Source organism: Glaciecola sp. 1036, assembly GCF_050306235.1.
In the GTDB taxonomy this organism is placed as follows: domain Bacteria; phylum Pseudomonadota; class Gammaproteobacteria; order Enterobacterales; family Alteromonadaceae; genus Glaciecola.
In genome coordinates this window covers 1-13,163 of sequence record NZ_JBLWFH010000026.1, presented here as the reverse complement: position 1 = coordinate 13,163, position 13,163 = coordinate 1, and the positions used below count along the sequence as shown (strand labels likewise).

The following is a 13,163-nucleotide window of genomic DNA, read 5'->3' as shown; positions in this document are numbered from 1 at the left end:
TTACAGAAAAGCTCGAATCCGTTGAGATAAAAAATAATCAACTCAATAATAAACTTACAGAAATGTCAGGCACTCTCTTAATCCGCGAAAATAGAATTTCTGAACTAGAAGAAGAAGTATCTTTAAAGACTTCAAATTGTAATGAGTTAACAGAAAAGCTCGAATCCGTTGAGATAAAAAATATTCAACTCAATAATAAACTTACAGAAATGTCAGGCACTCTCGTAACCTGCGAAAATAGAATTTCTGAACTTGTAAACGAGGTTAATTCAAAAATAGCAGCAAATACCGATTTGACTAACCAATGTGTTTCGTTAAATTCACGACTTAATGAAATTGATAAATCATCAAATCAAGTGAAAGTTGAACAAACAAAAACGTTAAGAGATTTAAAGTTAAAGGAACAAAGAGTTAATGAGCTTGAGTATGAAATTAATAAACTAACAGATAAAATAACTGAAATGAATCAAAAGTACGAACAGATTAATCTTCAAAATTTGGAACTAGAAAAGCAAAACCAGCAAACAAAATCGTTGCTTGAAAATTCGGAAAAGCTTAATGAATTAAACGCAAAACTGTCAATTAAAATGCAAGTAGACACCGAAAACCTAAGAACCCAAATAATAGAAAAAACAGACAGGATTGAAGAACTTACTAATCTTATAGGTCGATTACACAATAAATTAGAGAAAGCATCAGAGCTATACCTTCAACTTAATCAGGAACATCCAGAACTAGGATTGGAGAAACTTTAAGATGCTCAATCTAAACAATTTACAGGGGGTAATGATTGAGGTAGCAAAAACGCTTACTGAAATAAAATCGGACAAAACGCTCCCCCACAATAATTCATCTGAATCTCAAACAGAGGTCGATTTAATTTCAGTTTGCAAAAAAGAACTCCAAAAGCAGGATCAAAAGCCCACAATCAGAATTATCCATCACTTCGCTTGTAGCGGCGGCACCTTAGTATCCAAGTGTGTTTCAGCCTTACCAAACACTTTTTTATTAAGTGAACTTCATCCTACTTCAACTCTTCATATCTATAGCGAAAAACCTGCTTTTATGCCAACAGATGTAATTACAATGTCCCGTCACGCAAATATACCAGATTTAGAAGATCTGGCTTGGAAGATTTTTAATGCCAACATCGCAATTGCGAATACACATGTAGAATCAAGAGGGGGTCATTTAGTCATTAGAGACCACACTCACTCTGATTATTGTGTAGGTAATAAATATGTAAAAAGATCTTCCATTGTGACAAACTTGGAACAGGATTTTAACATTCTTCGAATCGCTACCATAAGAAATCCAATAGATAGCTATGCGTCACTTATAAAAAATGGTTGGGAACACCACTCTCCCAAAGGATTCGAAGAATACTGTAAACGCTTTAATAGTTTTGTAGCAGAATTTAATCGGCATGATATTATTAAATACGAAGATATAGTCAGAAGACCTAAATATTACATTAAGAGAATAGCTCGAAAATTAGACCTTCCCTATAATGATTCATTTATCGATACTTTCAGTGCCTTCAAAGTTACTGGGGATAGTGGAAGAGCTAGTGAAAAAATAGAACAACGACCAAGGAGAGAAATGTCTCCAGAATTAAAAAAGGAAATTCGGCGTTCAAAATCATATAAAAAAATTGCTAAAAAATTCAATTATAACTAACTAGAGTTTTTGACATCTGAATAATATGATTTATTGACTGTCAATCTTAGAAAGATTTTAAAGCTTAATTTTCTTTGATTCGGATAAATTTACCACATGTTTCTAAAAGTGAATTGTAACATTATAATTCCATAAATTTTTTTAATTTAATGTTTAAATATCTAGAATGTTAATCAAGGATTGAATGGACAATTTGAAATAGAGATAAATAATCAAAATTTAGATTTTTCGAATTTTAACTCCCTCTGAATTCAAATTTAAAAATATAATAATATAGAGAATTATATCGTGAAAAAAGCTTTAATTACTGGTGTAACCGGACAAGACGGTTCATACCTAGCCGAGTTCTTATTGGAAAAAGGCTATGAAGTACATGGGATAAAGCGCCGTGCGTCTTTATTTAATACCGAAAGAGTTGATCATATCTATGAAGATCCTCATAACGAAAGTCCCAAATTTCATCTACATTATGGAGACCTAACAGATACTTCTAACCTCACCCGTATATTACAAGAAGTACAGCCAGACGAAGTCTATAATTTGGGCGCTCAATCACATGTAGCGGTTTCCTTCGAATCCCCAGAATATACCGCGGATGTTGATGGAATCGGTACCTTGCGACTACTAGAAGCTATTAGGTTTTTAGGACTGGAAAAGAAAACAAAATTTTATCAAGCATCAACATCTGAACTTTATGGTTTGGTTCAAGAGATTCCTCAAAAAGAAACGACACCATTTTATCCTAGATCACCATATGCAGTAGCAAAAATGTATGCCTATTGGATAACGGTAAACTACCGTGAATCATACGGCATGTATGCTTGCAATGGCGTTTTGTTTAATCATGAATCTCCACGCAGAGGCGAAACTTTTGTCACTCGAAAAATTACTAGAGGCATAGCTAATATTGCTCAAGGGTTAGAGCCTTGTTTATATTTAGGGAATATGGATGCCTTGCGTGACTGGGGTCATGCGAAAGACTATGTAAGAATGCAGTGGATGATGTTACAACAAGAAAACGCCGAAGATTTTGTCATAGCCACAGGAAAACAGATTTCAGTGCGTGAGTTTGTTAGAATGAGCTGTAGTGAAGCAGGAATCACAGTCGAATTCAGTGGCGAAGGTGTTGACGAAATAGCAACCGTTGTAAATGTAACAGGTGAAAACGCGCCTGGGGTATCTAAAGGCGATGTAATTGTTAAAGTTGACCCAAGATATTTCCGTCCAGCTGAAGTAGAAACATTATTAGGTGATCCAACAAAAGCAAAACAAAAACTAGGCTGGGTTCCAGAGATTACAGTCGAAGAAATGTGTGCTGAAATGGTTCAACACGATTTGGAAAAAGCTAAGCAGCATGCTTTATTGAAAAAACACGGATATACAGTTTCTGTTGCTAAAGAATAGCTATCACTAAAAATAATAACTGACGCCTTTATTTAAGCTAGCATTAAGGCCAAAAGGAAATAGCATTGAGAAGAATATTCGTTGCAGGACATCGAGGAATGGTTGGAGCAGCCATTGTTAAACAACTCGAGGCGAAAAGTGATGTAGAGGTCATTAAAAAGACTCGCTCTGAATTGGACTTAACAAATCAAGCTGATGTATCTACTTTTTTTCATGACAATGAAGTAGACGAAGTTTATTTAGCCGCGGCCAAAGTTGGGGGTATCTTTGCAAATAATACCTACCCTGCAGACTTTATATATGAAAATCTTATGATTGAGTCCAATATTATTCACTCATCACATGCCAACAATGTTCAAAAGCTACTTTTTTTAGGTTCAAGTTGTATCTATCCGAAATTTGCTACCCAACCCATTACGGAAAATGCATTACTTACCGGGACACTTGAAGAGACGAATGAGCCCTACGCTATCGCTAAGATCGCTGGCATAAAGCTTTGTGAAAGTTATAACCGTCAATATGGCCGTGATTACCGCTCGGTGATGCCCACCAATTTATATGGCCCTAACGATAACTTTCATCCCGAAAATTCTCATGTAATACCTGCATTAATCAGACGTTTCCACGAGGCAACATTAAGAGGAGATAAAGAGGTAGTTGCATGGGGTAGTGGTAAACCTATGCGAGAATTCTTACATGTAGACGATATGGCCTCGGCAAGTATTCATGTAATGGACCTAGAAAAAAATATGTATGACACGATTACCTCTCCAATGTTAAGCCATATAAATGTAGGTACTGGCGAAGACTGCACCATTAAAGAGTTAGTGCAAACAGTAGCTAAGGTGACAGGTTTTACAGGTGAAATTATTTGGGATACATCTAAACCAGATGGTACACCTCGAAAGCTAATGGACGTTTCTAGGTTACATTCGCTTGGGTGGAAACATACCTATAATCTTGAGAAAGGATTAAGAAATGCTTTTGACTGGTTTTTGTCCAATCAAGATGATTTTCGTGGATAAATCATCTTAATCAAAAAGTCGTTCAATTGAATTTTTGGAAATCTACTATGAAACGAAAATTAAAGAATTTTATTAAACGCCTGTTGGGTAAAAGTACATTAAATTACCACATTGATGCTGTCTCAAATGATAGGGTCGTTGGCTGGGCCTTAAATGCAACCAGACCATCGGATCCTTGTCTTGTTGAATTGAAGGATGGTGAAAAGACATTAGCCAAAACTAAAGCTGCAACTTTACGTGAAGATTTAGTTTCGGCGGGAATTGGAAATGGGTGTCATGGTTTTACATTAGATTTGGAAATGCTGCCCTTTTCTGCAGATGGTAGAGAAGCCCACCTGTACATTAATGGAAAACGTGTGACTAACTCTCCAATTTCTATTAAGAGTAGCTTTACAGATTTGCTTGGAGATTTTTCTATCGAAATGGAACGAAGAATGGATGCATTACTTGCTATTCAAAATGAACGAATGCAAAGAGAATTCGATTATCTAAAGCAACAATTAAATACCGATAAATAATGGACAATAAACAAACTGAGGTTGTAATTTTTTGCCCTCTACCTCCAAAACCCAATGGGATCGCTGATTACTTAGCCGAACAATTACCTTATTTTTGTAGAGAAATAAAGGTTAACGTTGTGGTTGAAAATTCACACCCAACGCCGGTTGGTATTCCGCTCTCGGTTAGCATTGTTAGACTAGAACAATATTTATGGGGAAAGGAAAAATTTTCGAAGATTCCTCATATTTACCATGTTGGTAATAATCCTGATACGACCTATATGCTACCTGTGCTGCTTTCCAGACCAGGCTTGGTTGTTATTCATGATCTAAATCTTCATTATTTAATTGATCTCACTAACTTATCAAAAGGAGATAAAGACGGTTATACCTTGGCACTTTTTAATAACTATGGTGAAGCTGGTGCTAGACTAGGTAGCCAACTTAAAAAATTTGGTTGGAAAGGTCAGTTCATGCCCCACGAACTCATGATGAATGCTAGCATTGTAAATGCTGCAGAAAGAATCATTGTTCACTCAGAGTATTCTGCAAATAAAATCAGAGCATTAGGCCACACCAATGTAAAAGTCGTTCCCCACCATCTTTCCCCAGCGGTTAGACAATATCAAACAAAATTAAAGATGCGGTATAGAGGTGAACAAGGAATTCCCGGTGATAAGTTTGTTATAACATCTTTAGGATTTATTGCAAAAGCTAAGCAAATTAAAGCTGTTTTGACTGCACTTATGGAATTGAAGCAAAAGGGGTATGATTTTGTGTACATATTGGCAGGTCAATGCAAACCTCACGAATATGATGTTTACCAAGATATTGCTGATTCCGGATTGCAAGAAAATGTTCTAATTACAGGATTTTTAGAAGAAGATCAGTTCTTTAAACACTTGGTAGCTTCTGATTTAATAATAAATTTACGCTACCCTTCCGGGGGAGAAACGTCAGGCACATTAACACGAGCTATGGGAATGGGGCTTTGCTGTATTGTCGTTGATATAGGTCCTTTCTCAGAATTACCCAACGACTGTGCAGTTAAATTAGTATGGAACTCAGACTTTGCTGAGGCTCTCCAAGAGAGTATTAAGCAATTGATGGATAACCCTCAAAAAAGAACCATGATAGGCTTAAATGCAAAAAAATGGACAGCGGCGAATCAAAATATTAATTTGACAACAACCGCATACATGGAAGAAACACTTTTATTACGAGAACATACCTCTCCAAAAGGTGAAATCCAAGAATATCGTTTTATAAAATACTTGAAGCAAGAAGATATTTTGCGTTGGCAAGAAGAAACAGAAAATGTGCATAATATCCACGATAGATATTGGTGGAAGGTCAATCTTTTCCCCATTAACAATGATTCTGTAGCTTTAGTATCAGAGCATTTTGAGCGTACATCTTTTGTGCTTTCAAATCTCTACAATTACGCGACCGACCAACTAACAAAAATTGAATTCAACGATATTGACTATTCTAAAAAGATAAATAATTTGTATTCTTCTGCTGTCGTTGAAGTCTCTTTGTCTTTGCTAGCTGAAGATCCTGTCAAATGGCTTGCTGGACTTAATAAATTGATTGCCCTATCTGGAGTTGTAGTGATTTCACTTGTTTTGGATGATACGAAAAATAGCGACATTTCACTCACTAGAAAACATATTGAAGAATATATGTCAGCTGCGGGTTTTACAATTGAAAAGGTAATTCCAGGCCCGTTAGATATTGATATGTCAATGCCAAATGACAAACTAGAAGAAGAATGGGTGTTTAAACTAATAAAGCGCTCATGGATGGTAAACCTTAACCCGCCATCTTATGAAAATGGTATGAGTGAATTGCTATGGCTTTACAGCGGATTGAGTGATCAAAGTGAATAATTCGAAGTTTCAACTGCCCTTACCTCCATTACATTATCTAAATGCGAAACATTCTACAAACGCAGATATCTTAGTCCTTTCAGCGATAGTAAGATCATTAGGGTTGCTACATCATGTTGTGTTTGAAGGTCAACCACCATATTTCTATGAAGAACTAGTCAAAATAAGTGGGGCCGAAATCACTTTAGTTCCTGAGTATAGACTTGTTTCTAGATTAGGGTTTTCATTCACTGAATTGATGACTTCTCATCCTATATTACCAGTACTACTATCGGATACAGAGTATAACATTGAACTAACACCTCGCGTAGAAGCGGGGTTTGAAAACCTTGGAAAAAAACCATTTTGCGTTAGTGCTTTGACACCGGATTCACTGATGAGCGGCAGAAAGTATCTCAGTTGGCTGGCGCTTAAAACTATACGTCAAAATTTGCTAGGCGCTTCAAGTAGCATTGTTCAAACTCACAGACCATTAATAAGTGGAAAAATTCATCAAGCAGAACTCTCTGATATAGAAAAATGGTGTCATGAAAATGACTACCTAATAGTCAATAATCTTCTTGAAAGTGTGCGTTCAAATGTGGATGAAATATTTTGTTGGTTATTCCCTAACAAGAAATTATTAGAACAATCCAAATCATATTTATCCGCTGGCAATGATCAAATTAATATTAAGCAAACAATCAATAAAATTGTTCAACAATATTATTCTTCACTAACAAGTAAAAGTGATTTATTGGGTCAAAAGACTGCAAATTTGTTATCCGAGGGAAAATTAAATTTTGGCTTAAATGACCTAGTGTGCATCGGACTCCGAGAGCTCGAGCATGAGCAAAATAATTATTGGCGCTGGATAGCAGGAAAAGAGGCTAGAGTTTTTATCCCGATTGGTCCAAAAGGGCATTACAAAATATCGGCGAAAATCTTTTCCTTGGCAGAAAAGATTAAAAGTCTCAATTTAACTGTTTTCATAAATGGAAAGTTGCATTCTCAACATCCAGTCGATTCAGGTAGCGAAATACAGCTTCCATTCTACCAAGATGAAAATTACGAGTCGATTGAATTACTTATAGTAGCCGACCAAGCAGCGAATGTTGAAGGGACATCGTTAAGCGCATCCTTCTCTGAATTAGTTTTACACTGGGATGAAGATACGATATGACTAAACATGTATTAGTGGTATCCCCAATCCCATCGCACCCACAATTTCAAGGCAACAGTGCTAGAATCTACCGTCTCAATAGGATGTTTCAACTATGCGGTTATAAGCTTCACTTTCTCTATTTTGGTATGGAAGGTTTAACTAACGCACAAAAAATTGCTATGCAATCGCAGTGGGATTACTTTCATTTTATAAAACCCGAAGGAGCAGCATCTCAACCATCCTATGGCGACTATTTCGATATCGATGATTGGTATGATGAGCGTGTATCTGAGTATGTCGACCAGCTATGCCAAACATGGAAATTCGAAATATGTATTGTTAATTATGTATGGTTCTCAAAAGTACTTGAGGTACTTCCTGAACATGTTCTAAAAGTAATAGATACTCACGATGTGTTTGGAGATAGACACTTAGTTGCAAAAGCAGCAGGTCTTGAGCCCGTTTGGTTTTACACTACAAAAGCGCTAGAAGCTCAAGCTCTTGATAGAGCTGATTTAATACTTGCGATTCAAGATGAAGAAAAAAAATATTTTGAACAAATCACAAAAAAACCGGTAAAAGTGATGGGGTACGTAGTACCCTATCATCCCCTATTCGAACAAAACAAAGAATCAATTACTATAGGGTATATTGGTTCAGGTAACCCATTTAATATCGAATCACTTCGTATTTTTCAATCATTTATAATGCAACAGCCAGAATTAATGGGGCCTTTCAAATTTGTTTTGGGGGGGACAGTTTGTAAAGACTTTGCAGAGCACAACCAAATTTTTGATTTAGTTGGAAAGGTAGAACATTTAGATGAATTCTACCGAGAAATAGACATTGCTATAAATCCAATGATCGGCGGAACGGGATTAAAAATAAAGTCGTTGGAAGCACTTTCATTTGGAAAACCACTTCTTGCAACTAAAGATGCTATGGTTGGGATTGAGGGATTAGACGACTATCATAATTTTGAAAATATTGAGACAATGGTCCAAGAAATTAAAAATCTTTCTAAAGAAAGGATTGAAACTTTAAGAATAAACTCGAATCAATCATTCAAATTATACAATGAAAGGTTTATAGGAGAATTTAAAATAATTTTTAACTGAAGTGTGTAAAAACAAATCGCTTACGTTCATATACAATTTCATTAAATGACATCTAGATTACTCTTTGTTTACATTGACCAATAAGGTTTGTAAAATCGCGCCAGAAATTAATCAGTACTTGCTTTTTATTCTCTGGAGCATTGCGTTTCTTTTGTAACTTTAACGATGCTTTGTAAAGAATTCGCCCATAATCTAACTCGAATTGAGAATGTGTAAAAGGTATAATAGCAAAGGGTTTACCGATCGTAGTAAGTGCATTTTAGGACTTAAAAAAATAATATTAATAAGACTACTTGGCTAAATTGATGGATTTTCAGTTATATAAAAAAATGCTGGGAGAATGGGCATATAAGCAGGAACCAGTATTCATTATGGGACCGGAAAGAAGTGGAACAAGTCTGCTTTTTCAGCAAGTATCTAATCATCCTGATTTCTGCGATTTTTCTCACGCAACGGTAGAAACTTTTTGTTTTGTTAAGCCTTGGTTATTACTTCAAGAGTCGTCCCCAGAAAACTATGAAATACGAGTCTATTTAGGGAAGAATCAGTTAGAGCAGTTTCAAGAAAGTATTTCTCCGCTAATAGAAAGAAATAAGATGCTCAACGAGCAAGGGATGTCACTTGAGTACCTAAATCAAGCAAATAAGCAAGAAATTTGGTATGAACGTAGATACAAGCATGTTATTAGGGCATTTTTCTACCACTCATGGAAAAACCTTGGTGAAAAACGCTTAGTAGAAAAAACACCTGCACATATAAGATGTGTCAAAGAGATTTTAGACGCCTTTCCAAAAGCAAAATTGTTAATTTGCACCCGAGACCCATCAGAGATTATAGCTTCTCATAAAAAACGCTATTTGAAGGAAATTGAATTAGGAAAAAGAGCAGACGATCCATCTATTGATTGGCTTTCTCATTCAACTGAAAAATATTTAAAATATTTTTTAAATATTGATCGTATAATCAATATATTAAAGAAAAACGATAGCGATAAAATGAAGCTTGTACCTTACGGAGATTTAACTCTTTCTCCAACCAATACACTTCAAGATGTTTTTACATTTATTGGATCAAATTATTCAGCAGTTAACTCGGTTAATACTAGGCATCGGAATGAACAAGCTTGGGATCCTCTTCTAAACCAAGCTCCACAGAAAAATATTATTAATGTAAATGACTTTATTCCAGAGTATGAAAGGGATTTAATTGCTGAAAAAGCACATTTATTTTCAGATTTTTGGCGTTGAATTTTCCTGACCTAGTAGTCTTTAAAATCTATTTATTAGAATACAATATTTTAATACGGCGAAAATATAATGAAGCGGGAAACTCTAGGGTATTTTTGGATTGAAAATTATGATCGTAAAAAGAAATCAGTTGGAAAAATTACTCGTCATCAGAAAAACTACGATGGAAAACGTACCTCTCTGGTACAAAAAAATCCATGATAGTTTTAAAAAAGGTACACTTATATACAGTATGAAATTTAATGGTTATGCAGTGGCCTCTGTATATAAAGCTCCATCTACGTCTTTTCTAAAAAGAGGTACATTTGTTAACTTGTGCGAATACTTTAGAGCTGAATTTGGTTTTTTCGGAATTAATAAGCTCATGGTAAATTTTGCAAAGCTTACACAACCAAGACCTCGACTTTGGAACAACATCGATGCATTAACAGTTTTTTCCAAGAGTCGTTTAATAGGCATAGGTCACAAATTCAAACGTGATTTGAGAAGAAATGAAATAAAAAGCATTTTGCTTATAAATATTACTAATTGAGCCTGCACCTTGAAAATAATAATTCACATAGGCCCTCCAAAGTCTGGTACTTCAGCTATCCAACAATGGCTCCTAAAGTATGCGGATTCGTTAATAGATTATGGTATTTACTATCCACCTCATCACATCGACTCTAATGGTGTTAGTTCTGGTAACCTATTGTCATTATTTGATAGAGATGAAGATGGAAACCTTTCTTTTTCGCCAAAAAAGAAAGACTGTCTATTTCAATTTGTTAAAGAAAAAAAGCTGAGTACTTTACTTTTATCTTCAGAGTTTTTCTTTAAACAAACTGAAATATTAAAAACTCATTTTCCTGGTGCAATATTTATAGCTTATTTAAGATTTCCATTGGAAGTTATCGAGTCTTCCTATAATCAGGGGGTAAAGAGGCATGGTGAAACGCGTAAATTAGGTGTACCAATCAAACCTAAATCAATACAACTGAACCTCTTAGAGTCTATTATCAAAACCGTAGGGAAAGAGAATTTTATTTTAAGACCATTTGAAAACGAATGCTTCGTAGGTAATTCATTAATCAATGATTTTAAAGACGTTCTAAATTTACCTTTGGAATCATTCCCTAAAGATATTGATTCCAAAAAAGTAAATACATCTTACTCTTTAGATGCCCTTGAATTTAAACGTTGGTTTAACCAATTTCCTCTAGGGAATCTGCAAGCGGCATTAGACAATTTTCTTCAAGCATACTCCATTAACAAACCAAGTTTTTCATTAATTCGACCTAATATTTTTGTTCAATACAAAAGTGATTATATTAATTTAATGGAGCGGTTTTGTTCAGAGTATAACGTGCATAATAGTCAACACTTTTTAAGGTGCTGTAGACAAATTTCTCAAAGAAATATAGTTAGACAAAATATTTCAAACCAAGAGTTTGAACTATTATTACAACAATTTTTAAAATTTGATTCCAAAATTCCGTCCCTTTTATATACTCAAATTAGCAATGAATGGAATTTATATGCCAATATAAAAGAACCCGAAAGACTAAAAATAATCAAACAACACATTTCTCCAGTAATAAAGTGCAGCACTATTGTTAGAAAATTTTTATTTAAATGGCTAAAGTAAAACATAAGAGGGTAGATAGTTACTTTTAAATCATGGATATTTTTAATCACTACCTTCCTTGGACGCAAAAACGAATCTCCTTGTTGTCACCTGAAACTTGGAATACTCTGTTTAAAACTCGGACAGATATTCAACAAGATCAAAAAATCCCTATTACCAATCTTGTTGTTTTATTATTCAATAAACTTAATCCACCTGTTGATTTAACCCTGTTTAAAAATCGGGTAACTATCGTAAATTGGTACCTGTCTTATGGGAGAAGTATATTTAATATTGATAGTCTTGAGGCCAGTCTAAATCAGAATTCGCCAATCACTACCACAAGAGATGGAGGTGGTGTTAACTTGGTAGGCTATTCTCGGGGTAGGCTAGGCCTTGGAGAAGATATTCGCGGTTATATGCAGCTTCTAGATAGCAAAAAAATACCCTATTGTGTTGTGCATATTGGGCACCCAACTGATGATCCTAATCAATTTAATCACCCCTCTACTAATTCGCCAATTTATGACAAATCAATTTTCTTTTTGAATGGGATAGAAATTGGGAAATTAATTAGAATATACCCTAATTTTTCAGCAACTTTTGGCCGGTCAGTATTAATTCCACCATGGGAATTGAACATTTGCCCTACAGAATGGGCAAATGCTTTTAGCCACTTCGAACATATCTGGGGAATTTCTAAATTTACCACAGCAGCGCTTCAAACCGTTCATAATGATGTCAAATACTCTCCACCAATAATGCTACCTGTTGCACAAAGGCCAGCATCAAACCAGCCTAAGAATAAACGCAAGTTTAGGTTTTTATTTATTTTTGATGTAGCTTCTTATATGGCTCGCAAAAATCCAATAGCGGTAATTCAAGCTTTTCAACATGCCTTTCCAAAAAACACCGATGTTGAATTAATTTTAAAAGTAGCAAACGAAAAACCATCTTCTTCGTGGGAAGAAATTGAAAAGCTAAGCAAGTCAGACTGTCGAATAAAAATAATAAATAAATTAATGACAAGCCAAGAAATAAACGAGTTATGGGTAACCGCTGATTGTTATTTGTCATTTCATAAATCAGAAGGATTTGGCAGAACTATAGCGGAAGCTTTATTGAGAAATATACCAGTAATCGCCACAGGTTGGTCAGGTAGCAATGATTTGTTTCCAGAAAATTATCCTTTCTTGGTAAGCTTTGAATTAACAGATGTCATGGTAGATGAATACCCGTTCAGTCAAGGCGCCGTGTGGGCTGACATTAGTATTGAAGACGCAGTAAATAAGCTTCAACAAGTGTATGAACGTAAAAGTGATGAACGTCTGACGAAATTAATAGAATCTGCACGTTTAAATCTTTTAGAAAATTTTGGTTTAGATGCTAAACGCAATGTTTTATACGATTGGCTCTCAAACTAGTTACAGTCTCTTTTGGCAATTTGTAAAAACTTATTAATTATGTAATTTGAAATAGTCTCAACTTAATCTGACACTTCTTCTTGCAAAAGAGAGAGTTACCCGTTTTGATAAAGGTGTCGAATC

Annotated in this window: 12 protein-coding genes; all 12 read left to right on the top strand. The window is 35.0% G+C overall.

The window, feature by feature from the left end; all coding sequences use genetic code 11:
• Nucleotides 1-755 (top strand): hypothetical protein (locus ACNKW3_RS19700; RefSeq protein ID WP_427401049.1); only part of this gene is annotated, 755 nt, incomplete at its 5' end.
• Nucleotide 756: 1 nt separating this feature from the next.
• Entirely contained in the window at nt 757-1,680 is a 924-nt protein-coding gene (locus ACNKW3_RS19695) for a hypothetical protein (RefSeq protein ID WP_427401048.1), read from the top strand.
• 288 nt (nt 1,681-1,968) lie between these two features.
• On the top strand, nt 1,969-3,084 hold the full coding sequence (gmd, locus tag ACNKW3_RS19690) for a GDP-mannose 4,6-dehydratase (protein WP_427401047.1): 1,116 nt from the start codon (nt 1,969-1,971) through the stop codon (nt 3,082-3,084).
• Between the two features lie 65 nt (nt 3,085-3,149).
• Nucleotides 3,150-4,109, top strand: coding sequence for a GDP-L-fucose synthase (gene fcl, locus ACNKW3_RS19685; protein ID WP_427401046.1), 960 nt, complete (start codon nt 3,150-3,152; stop codon nt 4,107-4,109).
• A 47-nt stretch (nt 4,110-4,156) separates the two neighbouring features.
• Nucleotides 4,157-4,627, top strand: a complete 471-nt coding sequence (locus ACNKW3_RS19680; RefSeq protein WP_427401045.1) for a hypothetical protein — start codon at nt 4,157-4,159, stop codon at nt 4,625-4,627.
• Entirely contained in the window at nt 4,627-6,501 is a 1,875-nt protein-coding gene (locus ACNKW3_RS19675; RefSeq protein WP_427401044.1) for a glycosyltransferase family 4 protein, read from the top strand. The genes ACNKW3_RS19680 and ACNKW3_RS19675 overlap by 1 nt, the downstream gene beginning before the upstream one ends.
• Nucleotides 6,502-6,619: 118 nt before the next feature.
• Nucleotides 6,620-7,663, top strand: a complete 1,044-nt coding sequence (locus tag ACNKW3_RS19670) for a hypothetical protein (RefSeq protein WP_427401043.1) — start codon at nt 6,620-6,622, stop codon at nt 7,661-7,663.
• Nucleotides 7,660-8,763: a glycosyltransferase gene (locus tag ACNKW3_RS19665; RefSeq protein WP_427401042.1), complete on the top strand. Its 1,104-nt coding sequence runs from the start codon at nt 7,660-7,662 to the stop codon at nt 8,761-8,763. Before ACNKW3_RS19670 ends, ACNKW3_RS19665 begins: the two co-directional genes overlap by 4 nt.
• Before the next feature lie 305 nt (nt 8,764-9,068).
• Complete coding sequence (locus tag ACNKW3_RS19660) at nt 9,069-10,010, top strand: sulfotransferase family protein (protein ID WP_427401041.1); 942 nt, start codon at nt 9,069-9,071, stop codon at nt 10,008-10,010.
• A gap of 109 nt (nt 10,011-10,119) precedes the next feature.
• Nucleotides 10,120-10,542: a hypothetical protein gene (locus ACNKW3_RS19655; RefSeq protein WP_427401040.1), complete on the top strand. Its 423-nt coding sequence runs from the start codon at nt 10,120-10,122 to the stop codon at nt 10,540-10,542.
• A 159-nt stretch (nt 10,543-10,701) separates the two neighbouring features.
• On the top strand, nt 10,702-11,637 hold the full coding sequence (locus tag ACNKW3_RS19650; protein WP_427401039.1) for a hypothetical protein: 936 nt from the start codon (nt 10,702-10,704) through the stop codon (nt 11,635-11,637).
• 32 nt (nt 11,638-11,669) lie between these two features.
• Nucleotides 11,670-13,040, top strand: a complete 1,371-nt coding sequence (locus tag ACNKW3_RS19645; RefSeq protein ID WP_427401038.1) for a glycosyltransferase — start codon at nt 11,670-11,672, stop codon at nt 13,038-13,040.
• Nucleotides 13,041-13,163: the final 123 nt, after the last annotated feature.